This is a genomic window from Klebsiella sp. 141203 (assembly GCF_032601985.1).
Taxonomy (GTDB): domain Bacteria; phylum Pseudomonadota; class Gammaproteobacteria; order Enterobacterales; family Enterobacteriaceae; genus Klebsiella; species Klebsiella aerogenes.
The window spans coordinates 238,174-257,281 of the sequence record NZ_JAQIRL010000003.1 but is presented as its reverse complement, the minus strand read 5'-3'; the positions used below and the strand labels follow the sequence as shown (position 1 = coordinate 257,281).

20 protein-coding genes and 1 riboswitch are annotated in these 19,108 nt (G+C 56.9%); of the genes, 9 read left to right on the top strand and 11 right to left on the bottom strand.

The genetic code is table 11. The features are described from left to right. Positions 1 to 37: 37 nt before the first annotated feature. Complete coding sequence (locus PGR29_RS13800; RefSeq protein ID WP_015369658.1) at positions 38 to 433, bottom strand: YgiW/YdeI family stress tolerance OB fold protein; 396 nt, start codon at positions 431 to 433, stop codon at positions 38 to 40. 150 nt (positions 434 to 583) lie between these two features. Between PGR29_RS13800 and qseB the strand changes: the two genes are divergently transcribed. The 4 genes from qseB (at position 584) to PGR29_RS13780 (ending at position 3,673) form a co-directional block, all read left to right on the top strand. Further along, a complete protein-coding gene (qseB, locus tag PGR29_RS13795; protein ID WP_113373073.1) occupies positions 584 to 1,243 on the top strand; it encodes a quorum sensing response regulator transcription factor QseB in 660 nt (219 codons plus the stop codon). Next, positions 1,240 to 2,589, top strand: coding sequence for a quorum sensing histidine kinase QseC (gene qseC, locus PGR29_RS13790; RefSeq protein WP_113373074.1), 1,350 nt, complete (start codon positions 1,240 to 1,242; stop codon positions 2,587 to 2,589). Before qseB ends, qseC begins: the two co-directional genes overlap by 4 nt. Positions 2,590 to 2,695: 106 nt before the next feature. After that, the gene (locus tag PGR29_RS13785) at positions 2,696 to 3,277 is read left to right on the top strand and encodes an NAD(P)H-dependent oxidoreductase (protein WP_020077910.1); all 582 of its coding nucleotides are present in this window, start codon (positions 2,696 to 2,698) and stop codon (positions 3,275 to 3,277) included. 81 nt (positions 3,278 to 3,358) lie between these two features. Further along, the gene (locus PGR29_RS13780; protein WP_213316620.1) at positions 3,359 to 3,673 is read left to right on the top strand and encodes a putative quinol monooxygenase; all 315 of its coding nucleotides are present in this window, start codon (positions 3,359 to 3,361) and stop codon (positions 3,671 to 3,673) included. A gap of 64 nt (positions 3,674 to 3,737) precedes the next feature. Here the strand turns inward: PGR29_RS13780 and parE are convergent, their stop codons facing one another. Genes parE through nudF form a run of 5 tightly spaced genes read right to left on the bottom strand, consistent with a single transcriptional unit; the run spans position 3,738 to position 8,144 of the window. Beyond that, positions 3,738 to 5,633: a DNA topoisomerase IV subunit B gene (parE, locus tag PGR29_RS13775; protein WP_015369653.1), complete on the bottom strand. Its 1,896-nt coding sequence runs from the start codon at positions 5,631 to 5,633 to the stop codon at positions 3,738 to 3,740. A gap of 30 nt (positions 5,634 to 5,663) precedes the next feature. Further along, on the bottom strand, positions 5,664 to 6,239 hold the full coding sequence (yqiA, locus tag PGR29_RS13770; RefSeq protein WP_087859821.1) for an esterase YqiA: 576 nt from the start codon (positions 6,237 to 6,239) through the stop codon (positions 5,664 to 5,666). Continuing rightward, positions 6,239 to 7,066 carry a 3',5'-cyclic-AMP phosphodiesterase gene (gene cpdA / locus PGR29_RS13765; RefSeq protein WP_087859822.1) on the bottom strand — a complete coding sequence of 276 codons (828 nt, stop codon included), beginning with the start codon at positions 7,064 to 7,066 and terminating at the stop codon, positions 6,239 to 6,241. The genes yqiA and cpdA overlap by 1 nt, the downstream gene beginning before the upstream one ends. A gap of 24 nt (positions 7,067 to 7,090) precedes the next feature. Continuing rightward, on the bottom strand, positions 7,091 to 7,513 hold the full coding sequence (locus tag PGR29_RS13760; protein ID WP_015703512.1) for a DUF1249 family protein: 423 nt from the start codon (positions 7,511 to 7,513) through the stop codon (positions 7,091 to 7,093). 1 nt (position 7,514) lies between these two features. Continuing rightward, positions 7,515 to 8,144 carry an ADP-ribose diphosphatase gene (gene nudF, locus PGR29_RS13755; protein WP_015369649.1) on the bottom strand — a complete coding sequence of 210 codons (630 nt, stop codon included), beginning with the start codon at positions 8,142 to 8,144 and terminating at the stop codon, positions 7,515 to 7,517. A 195-nt stretch (positions 8,145 to 8,339) separates the two neighbouring features. Here nudF and tolC point away from each other — a divergent pair, with 195 nt between their 5' ends. The 3 genes from tolC to PGR29_RS13740 all read left to right on the top strand — a co-directional run bounded on the left by tolC (position 8,340) and on the right by PGR29_RS13740 (position 11,798). Then, positions 8,340 to 9,794, top strand: coding sequence for an outer membrane channel protein TolC (gene tolC, locus PGR29_RS13750; protein WP_087859823.1), 1,455 nt, complete (start codon positions 8,340 to 8,342; stop codon positions 9,792 to 9,794). 166 nt (positions 9,795 to 9,960) lie between these two features. Continuing rightward, positions 9,961 to 10,632, top strand: a complete 672-nt coding sequence (locus tag PGR29_RS13745; RefSeq protein WP_015369647.1) for a DUF1190 family protein — start codon at positions 9,961 to 9,963, stop codon at positions 10,630 to 10,632. 5 nt (positions 10,633 to 10,637) lie between these two features. Further along, entirely contained in the window at positions 10,638 to 11,798 is a 1,161-nt protein-coding gene (locus PGR29_RS13740; protein WP_015703515.1) for a glutathionylspermidine synthase family protein, read from the top strand. A 55-nt stretch (positions 11,799 to 11,853) separates the two neighbouring features. Here PGR29_RS13740 and ygiD read toward each other — a convergent pair whose 3' ends face one another. Together ygiD and ribB are read right to left on the bottom strand one after the other, a co-directional pair. Beyond that, positions 11,854 to 12,648 (bottom strand): 4,5-DOPA dioxygenase extradiol, encoded by a 795-nt coding sequence (gene ygiD / locus PGR29_RS13735; RefSeq protein ID WP_087859824.1) that lies wholly within the window; start codon positions 12,646 to 12,648, stop codon positions 11,854 to 11,856. Between the two features lie 205 nt (positions 12,649 to 12,853). Further along, entirely contained in the window at positions 12,854 to 13,507 is a 654-nt protein-coding gene (gene ribB / locus PGR29_RS13730) for a 3,4-dihydroxy-2-butanone-4-phosphate synthase (protein WP_015703517.1), read from the bottom strand. Positions 13,508 to 13,612: 105 nt separating this feature from the next. Further along, positions 13,613 to 13,764, bottom strand: a riboswitch (FMN riboswitch). A gap of 127 nt (positions 13,765 to 13,891) precedes the next feature. Between ribB and ubiK the strand changes: the two genes are divergently transcribed. Further along, a complete protein-coding gene (ubiK, locus tag PGR29_RS13725) occupies positions 13,892 to 14,161 on the top strand; it encodes a ubiquinone biosynthesis accessory factor UbiK (RefSeq protein WP_015369643.1) in 270 nt (89 codons plus the stop codon). Between the two features lie 193 nt (positions 14,162 to 14,354). On the opposite strand, the gene glgS is transcribed toward ubiK, so the two are convergent. Beyond that, entirely contained in the window at positions 14,355 to 14,552 is a 198-nt protein-coding gene (glgS, locus tag PGR29_RS13720) for a cell surface composition regulator GlgS (RefSeq protein ID WP_087859826.1), read from the bottom strand. Between glgS and PGR29_RS13715 the strand changes: the two genes are divergently transcribed. Further along, positions 14,544 to 14,693 carry a hypothetical protein gene (locus tag PGR29_RS13715; protein ID WP_316424706.1) on the top strand — a complete coding sequence of 50 codons (150 nt, stop codon included), beginning with the start codon at positions 14,544 to 14,546 and terminating at the stop codon, positions 14,691 to 14,693. The two genes, glgS and PGR29_RS13715, sit on opposite strands and share 9 nt — an antisense overlap. A gap of 77 nt (positions 14,694 to 14,770) precedes the next feature. Here PGR29_RS13715 and hldE read toward each other — a convergent pair whose 3' ends face one another. After that, positions 14,771 to 16,204, bottom strand: coding sequence for a bifunctional D-glycero-beta-D-manno-heptose-7-phosphate kinase/D-glycero-beta-D-manno-heptose 1-phosphate adenylyltransferase HldE (gene hldE, locus PGR29_RS13710; protein ID WP_015369639.1), 1,434 nt, complete (start codon positions 16,202 to 16,204; stop codon positions 14,771 to 14,773). A 58-nt stretch (positions 16,205 to 16,262) separates the two neighbouring features. Further along, complete coding sequence (gene glnE, locus PGR29_RS13705) at positions 16,263 to 19,100, bottom strand: bifunctional [glutamate--ammonia ligase]-adenylyl-L-tyrosine phosphorylase/[glutamate--ammonia-ligase] adenylyltransferase (protein ID WP_316424914.1); 2,838 nt, start codon at positions 19,098 to 19,100, stop codon at positions 16,263 to 16,265. Between the last annotated feature and the right edge of the window lie 8 nt (positions 19,101 to 19,108).

The window sequence follows — 19,108 nt, the reverse complement described above, 5'->3', positions numbered from 1 at the left end:
CGATTCCTGACCGATCTTGCGCACTCTGGCGCGGGCGTTATGGCGTGATTTTACGGATCTGCTTCACGTCGATCTCGACCGAGTTCCAGTCTTTATCGACTTCACCCTGAATTTCTACCGTATCCTGCGGGCCGACGGTGACGCCGTTCCAGCGCTTGTGGTCGATATCGACGTTCACCACGCCGGAGGCATCCTGGAATTTATACAGGTCATCAGAGATGCGCTCGACGATTTTACCGCGCAGGGTCACCCAGGTGTCATCACGCAGCGACTTGGCGTTCGCCACGGTGGTCACCGCGCCGCTCGGCCCGGTGAAGCCGCCGGCCTGCGAGGTGGTGGTAGTCGACGGCCCGGTGAATCCACCCTGCCCGGCGGCCAGTACCGGCATGGAAACCAAAGCAATAATCGCGGTCATCGCAGCAATTTTTTTCATCTTATATTCTCCCTTTTGTGTTGGTATGGCTCCTATTACGCCTGACAAAACTTAACGACTTCTTAAGCGGAAAAAAGAAATTTTAATGCTGTACATCCCCTACTTCAACGCGGTTTACTGCGCAAAGAAACGGGATCGGCGGAGGGAAACATGCGCATATTATTGGTAGAAGATGACAAACTGATCGGCGACGGCATCAAAGCCGGGCTGAGCAAAATGGGCTTCAGTATCGACTGGTTCACCGCAGGCCAGGAGGGCAAAAATGCCTTATATAGCGCCCCTTACGACGCCGCGATACTTGACCTTACCCTCCCCGGCATTGACGGCCTCGATATTCTGCGCGAATGGCGCGATAAAGGCCGTAATGAACCCGTGCTGATCCTCACCGCCCGCGACGCGCTGAGCCAGCGGATCGAAGGGCTACAGCTCGGCGCCGATGACTATCTGTGTAAACCCTTCGCCCTGATAGAGGTGGCGGCGCGTCTCGAAGCGCTGATCCGCCGCGCTCACGGCCAGAGCAGCAGCGAGCTACGCCACGGCAAGGTGAGCCTCGATCCAAACCGCTTAACCGCCAGCCTCGACGGCGAAAGCCTGGCGCTGAAGCCTAAGGAGTTCGCCCTGCTGGAACTGCTTATGCGCAACGCCGGGCGCGTGTTGCCGCGTAAGCTTATCGAGGAAAAACTCTATAACTGGGACGACGAGGTCTCCAGCAACGCCGTGGAAGTACACGTTCATCATCTGCGGCGCAAACTCGGCAGCGGTTTTATCCGCACCGTGCACGGCATCGGCTATACCCTGGGTGACGCATGAAACGACTCGCCCGTTTAAGCCTGCGCCTGCGACTGACGCTGCTGTTTGTCCTGCTGACCAGCGCCGCCTGGGGGATCGCCTGCGTGATCGCCTGGCAGCAGACCAGCGAAAAGCTGGATAAGCTGTTTGATACCCAACAACTGCTCTTCGCCCGCCGCCTGAGCGCGATGAATGTCGAGGAGCTACAGGCGCGACCGACGCAAATCCGCGAAAAGAAAAAAGTTAAACACGGCCATCTTGATGATGACGCGCTGGCCTTCGCTATCTTCACCCGCGACGGGAAAATGGTGCTCAACGATGGTGAAAACGGCGAAGATATTCAATGGGGATCGCAACGCGAAGGCTTCAGTGACGGCTATCTGCGCGGCGATGACGACGAATGGCGCTTCTTGTGGTTGACCACCGCCGATGGCCGACATCGTATCGCCGTCGGTCAGGAGTGGGATTATCGCCGGGAGATGGCGGTGGATATCGTCACCTCGCAGCTCACGCCGTGGCTGGTCGCGCTGCCGCTGATGTTCCTGTTACTCATTGTGCTATTAAGCCGCGAGCTGGCGCCGTTGAAGAAACTGGCTCGAACCCTGCGCCAGCGCGCGCCGGACTCGGCGGAACGTCTGTCGGACGACAAAATCCCTTCGGAAGTTCGCCCGCTGGTCGATGCCCTGAATCAGCTATTCAGCCGTACCCACGAAACCATGCTGCGCGAGCGCCGTTTTACCTCTGATGCCGCCCACGAGTTGCGCAGCCCGCTGGCGGCGCTGAAGGTGCAAACCGAAGTCGCCCAGCTTTCGATGGACGATCCCGAAGGCCGGGATAAAGCGTTGGCGCAATTACATCAGGGCATCGACCGCGCCACTCGGCTGGTCGATCAATTACTTACGCTGTCGCGTCTGGATTCTCTCGCGCAACTGGATGACGTGCAGCCGGTCGCCATCGACGACCTGCTGCAGTCGGCGGTGATGGAGATGTATCACCACGCCCAGCAGTCCGCCATTGAGCTACGCCTGCATCTGAATGCCAGCAATATCGTCCGTACCGGCCAGCCGCTGCTGCTAAGCCTACTGGTACGCAACCTGCTGGATAATGCCGTGCGCTATAGCCCGCGCGGTAGCCGGGTGGATATTACGCTTTCCGCCCGCGAGTTCCGGGTTCGCGACAATGGTCCAGGCATTAGTCCGCAAGCCCTGGCGCGCATTGGCGAGCGTTTTTATCGTCCGCCGGGCCAGGACGCCCCCGGCAGCGGATTAGGCTTATCGATCGTTCGCCGCATCGCCTCGCTGCACGGTATGCGGGTTGATTTTGCTAACGCGCGCGGCGGCGGCTTCGAGGCGCGCGTTTACTGGTAGCCGCATTATTGCCAAAAATGCAAAAGACTTTGCACATTTTGCTCATTTTACTGCCCCGCTTCGCGGGGTAAAATTGCCGACAAATTTAATAGATTGAGGGCAAAAAATGAGCAATATCCTGATTATCAACGGGGCGAAAAAATTCGCTCACTCTAATGGCCAATTAAACGACACCCTGACCGAGGTCGCGGATGGTTATCTGCGCGACGTCGGGCATGATGTTAAAATCGTCCGCGCGGAAAGCGAGTACGATGTAAAAGAAGAAGTGCAGAATTTCCTGTGGGCCGATGTGGTTATCTGGCAGATGCCGGGCTGGTGGATGGGCGCGCCGTGGACCGTGAAAAAGTACATGGATGACGTCTTCACCGAAGGCCATGGTTCTCTGTACGCCAGCGATGGCCGTACCCGCTCCGATGACAGCAAAAAATATGGCTCCGGCGGATTGATTCAAGGCAAACAGTACATGCTGTCGCTGACCTGGAATGCGCCGATGGAAGCCTTCACCGATAAAGATCAATTCTTCCACGGCGTCGGCGTTGATGGCGTTTACCTGCCGTTCCACAAAGCCAATCAGTTCCTTGGCATGAGCGCGATGCCGACCTTTATCGCCAACGACGTGATTAAAATGCCTGACGTTCCCCACGTCATCGCAGAATATCGCAAGCATCTGGCCGAGATTTTTGGTTAACTAGATGTCTACACTCGCTGTTATTCAAGTCACTAACCTTGAAGTATGGCGAGTTTACACACAGAAGGAGTTGAGTTAACCATGTTAACAGTGATTGCCGAAATTCGTACTCGTCCGGGCCAACACCACCGTCAGGCGGTACTGGATCAGTTCGCTAAAATTGTCCCAGTGGTACTGCAGGAAGAAGGCTGCCACGGCTACACGCCGCTGGTTGACCACGCCGCTGGCGTGAGTTTCCAGACTTCCGCCCCGGATTCGATCGTCATGGTCGAGCAGTGGGAAAGCGTCGCGCATCTTGAAGCGCATCTGCAAACGCCGCACATGAAGGCTTACGCTGAAGCGGTCAAAGGCGACGTGCTGGAAACCAGCATCCGCATTCTGCAGGCTGGCGTATAAGCCCGGCAGAAGTAAAAAAGGGAGCCTCAGGCTCCCTTTTTCGCATCTGGCGGCTGACGTCGGCTTAGGCTTCGAGATCCGCCATATCGCCTTTTTCCTGCAGCCAGTTGCGACGGTCTTCAGAACGCTTCTTGGCCAACAGCATATCCATCACCGCGGTCGTTTGCTGCTCGTCTTCATCGGTGATGATGAGCTGCACCAGGCGGCGGGTGTTCGGGTCGAGCGTGGTTTCACGTAGCTGCATCGGGTTCATCTCGCCCAGCCCTTTAAAGCGCTGTACGTTCGGCTTACCCTTCTTACGCTTCAACTGCTCCAGCACGCCGGCTTTTTCTTCTTCCGTCAGCGCGTAGTAAACCTCTTTACCCAGGTCGATACGATACAGCGGCGGCAGCGCGACGTACACGTGCCCCTCTTTCACCAGGGTACGGAAATGCTTCACGAACAGCGCGCACAGCAGGGTAGCGATGTGCAGACCATCCGAGTCGGCATCGGCGAGAATACAGATTTTACCGTAACGCAGCTGGCTTAAATCATCGCTATCCGGGTCGATACCAATCGCCACCGAAATGTCGTGCACCTCTTGCGAAGCGAGCACTTCATCGGAAGAGACTTCCCAGGTATTCAGGATCTTGCCTTTCAGCGGCATGATCGCCTGATATTCACGGTCGCGCGCCTGTTTCGCCGAACCGCCCGCAGAATCCCCTTCGACGAGGAACAGTTCGGTGCGGTTCAGGTCCTGCGCGGTGCAGTCCGCCAGCTTACCCGGCAGCGCCGGGCCGCTGGTGAGCTTTTTGCGCACCACTTTCTTGGCGGCGCGCAGGCGACGCTGAGCGCTGGAAATGGCCATTTCCGCCAGCAGCTCCGCAGCCTGTACGTTCTGATTCAGCCACAGGCTGAAGGCGTCTTTAACCACCCCGGAGACGAATGCCGCGCACTGACGCGACGACAGACGTTCTTTAGTCTGCCCGGCGAACTGCGGATCCTGCATTTTCACCGACAGTACGTACGCGCAGCGATCCCAGATATCTTCCGCCGACAGCTTCACGCCGCGCGGCAGAATATTGCGGTATTCGCAAAACTCGCGCATCGCGTCGAGCAACCCCTGACGCAGACCGTTAACGTGCGTACCGCCCTGCATGGTCGGGATCAGGTTTACGTAGCTTTCAGTCAGCAGTTCGCCGCCTTCCGGCAGCCACAGCAGCGCCCAATCCACCGCTTCCGTTTCGCCGGAGAAGTTACCGACAAACGGTTTTTCCGGCAGCAGCGGCAGGCCATTGACCGCCTCGCACAGATAATCATTAAGGCCGTCCGCATAGCACCAGCGCTGTTCGCTGTTGTTCACCTGGTCGCGGAAAACAATTTCCACGCCCGGGCACAGCACCGCTTTCGCTTTTAACAGGTGAGTTAGCCGCGAGACGGAGAAACGCGGGCTATCGAAGAAGCTTTCATCTGGCCAGAAATGGACGCTGGTCCCGGTGTTGCGTTTACCGCAGGTGCCGGTGACGCGCAGGTCTTCAACTTTTTCCCCGTTCTCAAAGGCGATGCTGTAGACCTGGCCATCGCGGCGCACGTTGACTTCCACGCGTTTAGACAAGGCGTTGACGACAGAAATCCCCACCCCATGCAGGCCGCCGGAGAACTGGTAGTTCTTGTTGGAAAACTTACCGCCCGCGTGCAGCCGACAAAGGATCAGCTCAACCGCCGGAACCCCTTCTTCCGGGTGGATATCAACCGGCATCCCGCGCCCGTCGTCGATAACTTCCAACGATTGATCGGCATGAAGGATGACCTCCACGCGTTTGGCGTGACCAGCCAGTGCTTCATCCACACTGTTATCAATAACTTCCTGACCAAGATGGTTAGGACGGGTTGTGTCGGTGTACATTCCCGGGCGGCGGCGAACCGGCTCAAGCCCGGTGAGTACCTCAATGGCATCAGCGTTATATGAAGATTGCGTCATGGTGTGTATTCGTAGGTCGTTCTGAACCGCTTAGCGCAGGCCCAGAAAATCGATAATCTGGGTGAAATGATCTTCAAAGCCAACAAATGCGTGATTGCCGCCCTCCTCGACCGTTTGACGGCAGGAGGCGAAGTAGTCAACAGCCTGGCGGTAATCAAGCACTTCATCGCCCGTTTGCTGCAATAACCAGATAAGGTCAGGCGCTTCCAGCGGGTCGATATGCATGACTTTAAGATCGTAAATATGGCGAGACTCTAGCACATATTGCTGCCCGGTGTACGGATTCTCATTGGGGCCAAGAAAATTGTTCAGCAGTTCAAATGGCCGCACCGCCGGGTTAATCACCACCGCCGGCAGCATAAAACATTGCGACAGCCAGGTGGCGTAGTAACCGCCCAATGACGACCCCACCACGCCTAACGGCTCGCCGCCGTGCTCCAGCACGATAGCTTCCAGCATCTCTGCCGCCTGCGCCGGGAAAGCAGGCAGTTCCGGCACCACCATGTTAATTTCCGGGTGCTGCTGCGTCAGCCACGTTTTCAGCGCCGTCGCTTTTGCCGAGCGCGGCGAGCTGTTAAATCCGTGCAGATAAAGAAGAGTAGACATCAGTATCCTTCTGAAGCGATATCCGGGTGAAACTCGGCGCCGCTGAGACGACAGACTTCAGTCGTCAACGCGCCATCGGGATGCAGCTCAAGCCAGCGCCAGCCTGGAGAGACGGTATCGAGGGTGAAATTAGCGCAGTGCGGCTTAAACTGTACGCAGGTCGATGGCGTCGCCATCATCCGCCGCCCGTTCCAGTCGAGATCCAGCTCCTGGTGAATATGGCCGCACAGCAGGTGCTTAACCCGCGGATAGTTGCTCAGGATGTGATCTAACGCGCCGGCGTTGCGCAGGCTATGCTGATCGAGCCAGCTACAGCCCGCCGGCAGCGGATGATGATGCAGTAACAGCAGCGTGTAGCGCTCAGGTTCCGCATTCAATTGATGCTCAAGCCACTCCAGTTGGAAATCGCTCAGCTCGCCGTGAGGCACCCCAAAGACCTGGCTGTCCAGCAGCAGGATTTGCCAATGGTCGCCCAACAGGACGCGTTTTGCGGGGGAGATGCCGGCATCGTGCAGCGTGCTGTACATCGCCGGCTGGAAATCATGGTTTCCCGGCAGCCAGACGCAGGGTGCGGCAAAGCTCGCGATGCCTTCAGCGAAATGCTGATAGGCCGCGGCAGAGTGGTCTTGCGCCAGATCGCCTGTTGCTACAATCAGGTCGCATTCACGCTGTGAGGCATGTATCGCATCCAATACAGCCTGATAACTTTCCCAGGTATTGATACCCAACAGCGTTTCATGTTTTTCAGCAAACAGGTGAGTATCAGTAATTTGTAATATCCTGACTCTGGCCTCACCAGCCAGAGGTAGGTTTAACAGGCTTTCCAAATGGTGTCCTTAGGTTTCACGACGCTAACAAACCGGAATCGCCATCGCTCCATGTGCTAAACAGTAACGCAGCCAGTCGGCCAGAAACTGATTAATTTGATGCTTTTCGTCGCGTTGATGCAACTTTTTATTAGGATAATCATATCTCGCTTTGAAGCGAAAAATCTGCTGACTTGAACACACTTCAGCCACCATGGCGTCGTGGTACAGGCGCACCGTCATTGACGGCAGGCTCCAGTAGCTCACCGCAGGCATAGTCTGTTCTATTGTCACTAATGTAGTGTAGCGGGTCGATTCGACCACCGTTAATCGGTATTGCGCCGCACCCACCTGATAGTTCGCCATATCGCCGACCGCCTCAGTGCGAGGCAACAGGCGGCGCAGCTGGGCGAAATTGGTTTCGCACAGGCGCATCATTTCCGGGAAGTCAGGTGTATAACGCTTCATATTATTTCCACTCGTTTCGTAAGCTATGATAATGCAGCTGCAGCCATTGCAGGGCGATGACAGAAGCCGCGTTGTCTATTTTCCCCTCTTCTACCCACTGGTAAGCCTGTTCCCGGCTCACCACATGCACCCGAATATCCTCGTTTTCTTCGGCCAGGCCGTGAATGCCTTTTGCCGTCGATGCATCAACTTCGCCCACCAGGATCGATAACCGTTCGCTGGTGCCGCCAGGGCTTGCCAGATAGCTTAATATTGGTTTGGTACGCCCAACTTCAAGCCCGGCCTCTTCCAGCGCTTCGCGGCGGGCGACATCCTCTACCGTTTCGCCTTCTTCTATCATCCCGGCGACCATTTCCAGCAGCCACGGGCTCTCGCTGGTATCATAGGCGGCAATGCGGATCTGCTCGACCAGCACAACTTCATCACGTACCGGGTCAAAGGGTAGCAAGACCGCGGCGTGCCCGCGCTCAAAAATTTCGCGGGTAACCTCGCCGCTCATCCCGCCGTTAAACAGGCGATGGCGAAAACGATACAAATCGAGCGAAAAAAAACCGCGATAAAGCGTTTCGCGTGCAATAATTTCTACATCGTTTTTAGAGAAGGTAATTCCCTGCTGATTGGGTTTGCTCATTGTCTGTGTCCTGCTCATCCGAAAGTAGGGATTTATAGGCCGTTTGGCTACCGTTTTACAGCCCGTATGTTAGATTGGTGCAAATTACCGCCCTATGGCACGTAACGCCAACTTTTTACGGCGACAGAGTCGATACAATCAGCGATTATTTTTAGAATTTGAGTAGCGCTAAATGCTTCACAACAAGGAATGCAAATGAAGAAACTTTTTCCCATCCTTATCGGCCTGGGCCTGACTGGCTTCAGCGCCATGAGCCAGGCAGAGAACCTGTTGCAGGTTTATCAGCAGGCGCGTATTAGCAACCCTGATCTGCGTAAATCGGCAGCCGATCGCGATGCTGCATTCGAAAAAATCAACGAAGCGCGAAGCCCATTACTGCCGCAACTCGGTCTGGGCGCGGATTATACCTATACCAGCGGGTTCCGTGATTACAAAGACCGGAACTCCAACGTCACCAGCGGTTCACTGCAGTTAACGCAAACCCTGTTCGATATGTCGAAATGGCGCGCGCTGACCCTGCAGGAAAAAACGGCGGGCATTCAGGATGTCACCTATCAGACTGACCAGCAAACGCTGATTCTAAATACCGCGACGGCTTACTTTAAAGTTCTGGCCGCTATCGATACGCTCTCCTATACCGAAGCCCAGAAACAGGCCATCTACCGCCAGTTGGATCAAACCACCCAGCGCTTTAACGTGGGCCTGGTTGCCATCACCGACGTGCAGAACGCCCGCTCGCAATACGACGCCGTGCTGGCAAATGAAGTCACCGCGCGTAACGACCTCGACAACGCCGTTGAAGAGCTGCGTCAGGTCACCGGCAACTACTATCCGGAGCTGGCGTCGCTGAACGTTAACGGCTTCAAAACCAATAAACCGCAGGCGGTGAACGCGCTGCTGAAGGAAGCGGAAAACCGCAACCTGTCGCTGCTGCAGGCGCGTCTGAATCAGGATTTGGCGCGTGAGCAGATTCGCCAGGCGCAGGATGGTCATTTACCTACTCTTGATTTGAACGCTTCCACCAGTGTCTCTAATAACCGTTACAGCGGTTCCAAAAACATCTCCCCGGACGCTGATATCGGGCAAAACACAGTCGGCCTGAACTTCACCCTGCCGCTGTATCAGGGCGGGATGGTTAACTCACAGGTGAAACAGGCGCAATACAACTTTGTCGGCGCCAGCGAGCAGCTGGAAAGCGCGCACCGCAGCGTGGTGCAGACCGTGCGTTCGTCGTTTAACAACGTGAATGCCTCCATCAGCAGCATCAATGCCTACAAACAGGCGGTGGTCTCTGCGCAGAGCTCCCTGGATGCGATGGAAGCGGGTTATTCGGTGGGTACGCGTACCATCGTTGACGTGTTGGATGCGACCACCACGCTGTACAACGCCAAGCAGCAGCTCTCCAACGCCCGTTATAACTACCTGATCAACGAGCTGAACATTAAGTCTGCTCTTGGTACGCTGAACGAACAGGATCTGATTGCGCTGAACAACACGCTGGGTAAAGCGATTCCGACTTCACCAGACAGCGTCGCGCCGGAAAACCCGCAGCAGGACGCCGCTGCTGACGGTTATGCGAACACCGCCTCCGCACAGCCGGCTGCCGCCCGTACGACGAAGACCAGCGGTTCCAATCCGTTTAGTCACTAATCGTTGAACGTGATTACGCCTCGTCTGGCCTTCGGCTCAGGCGGGGCGTAAAACGTAAGACAACGTAAAGACCCCCGCTTTTCCCCTCTTTCGCTTCATTTTCCACCACTCATACTCTATCCTGAGCGTTGACAAACGCACTACCACTGGGTCCTGGAAGACAAATATGAAACGGACAAAAAATATTAATCATGCGTCGTTCCGCAAAAGCTGGAGCGCTCGCCACCTGACGCCGGTCGCCCTTGCCGTCACCGCCGTCTTTATGCTCGCCGGTTGCGAAAAAACTGACGAGACGGTTTCTCTGTATCAGAACGCCGATGACTGCTCCGCGGCTAACCCAAGCAAAGCCGCAGAGTGCACCACCGCCTACAATAACGCGGTGAAAGAAGCCGCGCGCACCGCGCCGAAATACGCCAGCCGTGAAGACTGTGTCGCCGAGTTCGGCGAAGGCCAATGCCAGCAGGCGCCGGCTCAGGCGGGCGTCGCCCCGGAAAACCAGGCGCAGGCGCAAAGCAGCGGCAGCTTCTGGATGCCGCTGATGGCCGGTTACATGATGGGCCGCCTGATGGGCGGTGGCATGGCCGCGCAGCAGCCGCTGTTTAGTTCGAAAAACCCGGCCAGCCCGGCCTACGGCCAGTACACCGATGCCAGCGGTAAGAGTTACGGCGCGGCGCAACCGGGTCGTACCATGAACGTGCCGAAAACCGCGATGGCGCCGAAGCCGGCCACCACGACGACCGTCACCCGCGGCGGTTTTGGCGAATCCGTTGCTAAGCAATCGACGATGCAGCGTAGTGCCGCGGGCTCCAGCTCCTCTTCACGCTCGATGGGCGGTTAAGCGGCATGGAAAGAATCAGCATTACCGAGCGCCCGGACTGGCGCGAGAAAGCGACCGAGTATGGCTTCAATTTTCACACCATGTACGGCGAGCCGTACTGGAGCGAAGAGGCCTACTACAAGCTGACGCTGGCGCAGGTTGAAAAGCTCGAAGCGGTCACCGCCGAGCTGCATCAAATGTGTCTACAGGTCGTTGAGAAAGTGATCGCCAGCGACGAGCTGATGACCAAATTCCGCATCCCTAAACACACCTGGGGCTTTGTGCGTCAGTCGTGGAAAACCAACCAGCCGTCGCTGTACTCGCGTCTGGATCTGGCCTGGGATGGCGTGGGCGAGCCGAAGCTGCTGGAGAACAACGCGGATACGCCAACCTCGCTATATGAAGCAGCGTTCTTTCAATGGATCTGGCTGGAAGATCAGCTTAACGCCGGTAATCTGCCTGCCGACAGCGATCAGTTCAACAGCCTGCAGGAAAAACTGATTGAACGCTTCGGCGAGCTGCGTGAACAGTTTGGCTTCCAGCTGCTGCATATGGCCTGCTGCCGCGATACCGTTGAAGACCGCGGCACCGTGCAGTATCTGCAGGACTGCGCGGCAGAAGCGGGCGTCGCCACCGAGTTCTTGTATATCGAAGATATCGGTCTTGGCGAGAAAGGCCAGTTTACCGATTTACAGGATCAGGTCATCGGCAATCTGTTCAAGCTTTATCCGTGGGAATTTATGCTGCGCGAGATGTTCTCCACCAAGCTGGAAGACGCCGGCGTACGCTGGCTGGAGCCAGCGTGGAAGAGCATTATCTCCAATAAAGCGCTGCTGCCGATGCTGTGGGAAATGTTCCCCAACCACCCTAACCTGTTGGCGGCTTACTTCAGCGAAGATAACCATCCGCAGCTTGAGAAGTACGTCATTAAGCCGATTTTCTCCCGCGAAGGCGCTAACGTGTCGATCGTTGAAAATGGCAAAGTGGTGGAAGCAGTGGAAGGCCCATACGGGGAAGAAGGCACTATCGTGCAGGAGTTTTATCCGCTGCCGAAATTTGGCGATAGCTATACGCTGATTGGCAGCTGGCTTATTAATGACCAGCCTGCCGGGATCGGCATTCGTGAAGATCGGGCGCTGATCACCCAGGATCTTTCGCGTTTCTATCCGCACATTTTCGTCGAATAACGGCAAACCCCGGCAACCTGAGTGGCCGGGGTTTTTTCATGTGCGATAGCTGCCGTTACGCGGCGCCCACCACCACCGACAGCATACTTAGCGACCCCATCTCCATCCCTTCGACCGGGATCGTTATCGGCTCTTCGCCATCCCACGCCCCCAGAATATAGAGCAGCGGCAGGAAGTGCTCAGCCGTTGGGTTAGAGAGCGATCCGCCTTCGTGGCTTAAATAGTTCACCAGCGGATGCGCGTCGACCGGCCCTTTCCAGGTTAAATTCGCTTTCACATAGTCGTTAAACGACTCGGCCCACGGATACGGCGTACTTTCGCCATGCCAGCGTGCGGTGCGCAGGTTATGTACCACGTTGCCGCTCGCCACCAGCATAATGCCTTCATCACGCAGCGACGCCAGCTTACGCCCCATCTCCAGATGCCACGCCGCGGGCTTGGTGCTATCGATACTTAACTGAACCATGGGAATATCGGCATCAGGGTACATTTTGATCAGCACGCCCCACGAACCGTGGTCAAAACCCCACGCCTCTTTATCGAGGGCAACGGGTACCGGCGCCAGCAGATCAACCAGATGCTGCGCCAGCTCCGGCGATCCCGGCGCAGGGTAATGCGTATCGTATAAGGCCTGCGGGAAACCGCCAAAATCATGAATGGTTTTCGGCGCTTCCATCGCCGTCACGCCCGTCCCGCGGGTAAACCAGTGCGCGGAGATAACCACGATAGCCTTTGGACGCGGCAGCGTTTCGCCGAGATGACGCCAGGCGCGGGTATAAATATTATCTTCCAGCACGTTCATCGGGCTACCATGGCCTAAAAACAACGCTGGCATACGGGTACGGGACATGATGGCATCCTTCAGTAGGGAGTATTTGATTCCTTCACATTACGCGCTTTTAGCCGCAGATAAACTCAGATAAGCGTGATGATCATCATCAGAAAATTTGAAGGTGAAAAATCTCTCCCATTTACCCGCAGAGAAAGCATATTAGCTCACCCCAGAAACAACAAAGCCCACCTTAAAGTGGGCTTGTCATCAAAGCAGCGGCTACTTAGCTGGCTTTGCGATCGTGCTCGCGGCGGTAAGCCACCAGGTCTTCAATGGTGACCACGGCCATGTTGTGCTGCTGAGCGAACTTGATGCACTCCGGCGCGCGCGCCATGGTGCCATCGTCGTTAGTCAGTTCACAGAGAACGCCTGCCGGTTTAAAGCCCGCAAGGGTCACCAGGTCGATGGTCGCTTCAGTGTGGCCGCCGCGGGTCATTACGCCGCCTGGCTGCGCGCGCAGCGGGAAGACGTGGCCCGGACGGTTGAGATCGGAAGGTTTCGCGCCATCGGCAATGGCGGCGCGTACTGTCGTGATGCGGTCAGCGGCGGATACGCCGGTGGTTACGCCTTCTGCCGCTTCGATGGTCACGGTAAAGCCGGTGCCGTAGGCGCTGGTGTTGTTCTCCACCATCATCGGCAGGTCAAGCTGTTTGCGGCGGTCTTCGGTCAGGCACAGGCAGACAATGCCGCTGCCGTGACGAATGGTCAGCGCCATTTGCTCAACGGTCATGGTTTCGGCGGCGAAGATCATATCGCCTTCGTTTTCACGGTCTTCATCATCAAGCACCATCACACCGCGGCCTTCGCGCAGTGCGTCTAAAGCGTGTTCCACACGTTCAAAAGCGGTACCAAAAGAAGAAAGGAGCGTCTGATTCATGGTAAAAAAACCTCATTAAAATTATGGTTACCAGAATCAGGGCAGTCTTAGGAGTGCCGGTTTAGCGGCAAAAGTCAACGCAAGCGGATCGTAATCCGACTGAGCCGTTACTCTCTCCCATCCGGACTTTAACCGTCGGCCCCGGAATTACACCGGATCTGCTGACCTTCCCGTTTTCACAGGAAGCGCTCGCGGGCTTTCAACGCATAGGTTGATTTACCGCCGGTGGGGAATTTCGCCCCGCCCTGAGAATAAGCGAGATAACTATAACGCCATTAACTATCTTCATCAATGGCTACTCGCTATACATCTGACATTTGTGGTTTATAGGCGCTCCCGTTCGCACTACAATGAACGGTAACTAGACCAGCGCAGGAATCCGCCATGATTGACCCGAAAAAAATTGAACAAATCGCCCGCCAGGTCCATGAATCGATGCCGAAAGGCCTTCGCGATCTTGGAGATGACGTAGAAAAGAAAATCCGCCAGGTACTGCAATCGCAGTTAACTCGCCTGGATTTGGTCAGCCGCGAAGAGTTCGATGTGCAAACACAGGTTCTGCTGCGCACCCGCGAAAAGCTGGCTTTACTTGAGCAGCGCATTAGCGATCTGGAAAGCCGCTCAGCTGCCCCGAAGAGCGAAGAACAACAATAAAAAACGGGCCTGATGGCCCGTTTGAGATTGATGACAAATCTCATGCAACCTTTGCACTTACAGATTGCAGCAGATGAAAAACATGGAAAATCAATTTATTGATTTTCGGCTGATAACCACAAAGAAGGAAAAACCACGCTTTTTCCTTCTTTGTCAGCAGTCTGACGGGCCTGATGGCCCGTTTTCATTTGGCTTAGTGCTCTAGCTCGGCCGTGCTATTCACCTGGCGACAATAAAGCTCATAGCGCTGGCAAAACCATTCACGATGTTCCTCATCCATATTGCCGACAATAGCCTGAAGATCAACCGAGTGGCCCTGTGCGTGCATCCTGGCGAAACTACGTGCCAGAAAATCGAAGTTCTTCATAGAATACATATCGTTATGGTTCATCCGCATACTCCTTCAGCCGTTGGCGTTCTGATTGGTCATATGCCTTTTACTCACTTCAGTATTTACGCTTACCTTAACGCACTTTGTACGAAAAATGCGCTTAACCGGGTTGTTTATTGCGCTAAATCATTTTCCGCATGATTAAATAAAAACGGCCCGCGAAGGTATCCCCGCAGGCCGTTGTAGACCGCTCCGTTCAGAGCGGTAAAGCGTATTGATTACTTGTCGCTATCTTTCTGAATCTTCTTGATAATATTGGTTGTCGAGCAGCCATCTTCAAAGTTGAGCACCAGCACTTCGCCGCCGTTGGCCCATACCTCTTCGCTGCCGGCAATTTGCTCCGGCTTGTAATCGCCGCCTTTCACCAGCAGATCCGGCAGGATCCCGGCAATCAGCCGCTGCGGAGTATCTTCTTCAAATGACACCACCCAGTCGACAGCTTCCAGCGCTCCCAGCACGATCATCCGCTGTTCCAGCGGGTTAACCGGGCGGGTTTCGCCTTTCAGACGTTTGGTTGAGGCATCGCTGTTGACGGCGACGATCAGTCGATCGCCCAGCTTGCGCGCATTGGCCAGATACGAGACGTGGCCCGCGTGCAGAATGTCAAAGACGCCGTTGGTCATCACCACTTTTTCGCCACGCTTACGCGCCGCGGCAACCGCCTGTTTCAGCTCTTCTTCGCTCATCACGCCAAACCCGGTATCGGCACGCCCGCGCACCGCGTTTTCCAGCTCGATTGGCGAAACGGTGGAAGTCCCCAGCTTGCCAACCACCACACCGGCCGCGGCGTTAGCGAAATAGCAGGCCTCTTCCAGCGTGTTGCCCGCCGCCAGCGTCGCCGCCAGCACGCCGATAACCGTGTCGCCTGCGCCGGTGACGTCATACACTTCCTGCGCCTGGGTCGGCATATGCAGCGGCGGACGACCCGGCTGCAGCAGCGTCATACCCTGCTCGGAGCGCGTTACCAGCAGTGCGGAAAGCTCGAAGTCGGCGATGATTTTCATCCCGCGTTCGACGATTTCTGCTTCATCCTTACACTTTCCGGCGACCGCTTCGAATTCAGACAGGTTCGGCGTCAGCAGCGTCGCCCCGCGGTAGCGTTCAAATTCAGTGCCTTTCGGATCAATCAGCACCGGAACGCCAGCATCACGCGCCAGCTTAATCATGGTCTGCACGCTGGCCAGCGCGCCTTTCGCGTAGTCTGACAGCACCAGCGCGCCGATTGAACCCAGCGCCTGCTGAATACGTTCATGCATCGGCTGTGGATCGACCCCGGAGAAGCCCTCTTCAAAATCGAGGCGGATCAGCTGCTGGTTGCGCGACAGCACGCGCAGTTTGGTGATGGTCGGATGCGTCGGTACCGAAACGAAATCACACTTCACTTTTACGTCAGCCAGCGCTTTGCTAAGCGCGCGTGCGGCATCGTCGATACCGGTCAGGCCGACCAGACGAGAAGTCGCGCCGAGCGAAGCAATGTTCATCGCCACGTTAGCCGCGCCGCCAGGGCGTTCTTCGATATTTTCCACCTTCACCACCGGCACCGGGGCTTCCGGGGAAATACGGCTGGTAGGGCCATACCAGTAGCGGTCCAGCATCACATCGCCTACCACCAACACTCCTGCACGTTCAAACTCTGGCAGCGTTACTTTCATTACTCTCTCCTGCGAGATGCAAACTTTGCGCGCGATAATAGCACACCCGATTTGTTAATTAAGCCATCAACCACTTCTGCCAGCTGGCGCTCACCTGCTGGCGTTCACCGTCAAAGGCATCCGGCGCAACGTGGCCCGGCTGCTCCTGCAGCGCCAGATGGTGCAACGCATCGCGTAGCGTGGTGTAGGCATGGGTAAGCGCCCGCGCTTCTTCCTCATCCATGATGTCGTTCTGCGCCAGCAGTTCCAGAATACGCACATTATCGGACCAGCGCGTCAGCTTCGGCTTTTCATGCGCGTAGCGCAGCACCAGGTACTGGGTGATAAATTCAATATCGGTGATCCCGCCGGCATCGGCTTTGATATCAAAGCGATCGCGCTGCTTATTGCCGAGATGGGTGCGCATCTTTTCCCGCATCTCTCGTACTTCGGTTTGCAGCGTCGCGCCTTCACGCGGAGTGGTCAGGATATCGAGGCGGATCGCATCGAAGCGCGCCTGCAGCGCCGGGTCGCCATACACCACCCGGGCGCGAACCAGCGCCTGATGTTCCCAGGTCCAGGCTTCATTGCGCTGATAATCGGCGAAGGCGTCGGCGGTAGTCACCAGCATGCCCGCCGCACCGGATGGACGTAAGCGAGCGTCCACTTCATACAAGATGCCCGACGAGGTGCGGGTGCTGAAAAGATGCATGATCCGCTGGGCAAGGCGCAGATAGAACTGGCGGCCATCGATTTCTCGCTCGCCGTCGGTCATCACCTCCATCGGACAGTCGTGGAGGAAGACCAGGTCGAGGTCGGAACTATAACCCAGCTCCCAACCGCCGAGTTTACCGTAACCTACTACCGCAAAACCGCGTCCCTGACGGTCGCGCAGATGGGTCGGCTGGCCGTAGCGGGCGACCATCTGTAGCCACGCCTGCTGAACTACCGCATCGATCATCGCCTCGGCAAGCCAGGTTAAGTGATCGCTCACTTTCATCACCGGTAGCGTGCCGGCAATATCGGCGGCGGCGATGTGCAACAATTGCGCCTGTTTAAACTGACGCAGCGCTTCCAGCTGCTGTTCTTCGTCTTCTTCCGGCACGCGCAGCAAATACTGGCGCAGCTCGTCGCGGTACGCATCGGTCGCCGTCGGTTGATAAAGCGAGTTCGGATCCAGCAGTTCGTCCAGCAGCAGCGGGTGGCGCGCCAGCTGGCTGGCAACCATCGGCGAAGCGGCGCACAGGCTAATCAGGTGTTTTAGCGCGCCGGGGAATTCGCTGAGCAGCTCCAGATAGGTGGTACGGGTGACGATTCCGGTCAGCAACGGGGTGATTCGCGCCAGCGGCAGCGGCGCATCCGCCCGCGAGCAGACCTCGCTGAGCAGATGCGGCATCAGCTGGTCGAGTACCTGCCGCCCGCGTGGGCCGATGGTGCGCCGGTCGAGCTCTTTGCGAAAATCAGCGATCAGCGCCAGCACGCTGCGCCGATCGTTGTCGTCAAGATGCGCCAGCGCCGGCGTAGTGTCGTCTTCTTCCAGCGCGTCCTGCCACAGTTCGCGCCAGTACTCTTCCAGCTGTTCATCCGGCGATTGCGCTTCATCGTCGCCAATCAGTTCGTTAAAGACGCGACGCACGCGGCGCATCTGCTCTTCCAGCTGTGCGCTGAGCGTCTGCCAGTCGGCGACGCGCATCCCCCACGCCAGACGCGCGCGGTTAAGCTCATCCTGCGGCAGGGTTTGGGTTTGCTCGTCGTTAATGCTCTGCAGCAGGTTTTCGAGACGGCGCAGGAACAGATAGGCTTCGCGCAGCTGGGCGGCATCGCCTTCCGGCAACAAATGCAGCTCGTCAATCGCCGTCAGCGTCGGCAACAGCGCGCGCTGCTGCAAGGCCGGTTCGCGACCGCCGCGGATCAGCTGGAAAACCTGAACGATAAATTCAATTTCGCGGATGCCGCCCGCGCCAAGCTTGATGTTGTCTGTCAGGCCGCGGCGGCGCACTTCACGGGCAATCATCCCTTTCATGTTACGCAGGGACTGAATGACGCTGAAATCAATGTAGCGGCGGAAGACGAACGGGCGCAGCATGGCGCGCAGTTCGTTGGCGTACTCGCCGTCGTTATCGCCCATGATCCGCGCCTTTACCATCGCGTAACGCTCCCAGTCGCGCCCCTGCTCCTGGTAATAATCCTCCAGCGCCGCAAAGCTCAACACCAGCGGGCCGCTGTCGCCAAATGGTCGCAGACGCATATCCACGCGGTAGACGAAACCATCCTGCGTCGGCTGATCGAGTACTTTGATTAACCGCTGGCCCAGACGGGTAAAGAACTGGCCGTTATCCAGCTCGCGGCGTCCGCCCTGGGTGGCGCCGTGTTCCGGCCAGGCGAAAATGAGATCGATATCGGAAGAGAAGTTAAGCTCGCCGCCGCCCAATTTCCCCATGCCCAGGATCATTAGCGGCTGCGCTTCGCCCTGCGCATTGCACGGCGTCCCCCACTCCCGGCAGCAGGCGGCGTACAGCCAGTCGCGGGCGGCGACGATTAAGGTCTCCGCCAGGGCGCTGAGCTGCTGCAAACTGCTCTCTTCGCTCACCAGCAGCAGCGCCTGCGCCCAGGCGATACGCACCATTATCCGGCGGCGGAACTGGCGTAGCTCGCGCATTAGCGCGGCCTCGTCAGTCACGTTTTGTAGCTGTTCCGCCAGCCAGTCGCCGTAATGGCGCCATTCGTCGGCCTGCGGCGGCGCGCTTTCCAGTTCAGCCAGCCACTGCGGCTGAGCGACCAGACTCTGTTCAACAAACTCGCTGAACGTCATCACCGACTGCGCCTGCGAACTTAACGTTTGCAGGGGAAAATCTGCCGGAAGCCGGTTTACAACCGTCTGCCAGTGCTGCTGTAACTGCGAAGAAAGCGCCATTATAGGGGTCT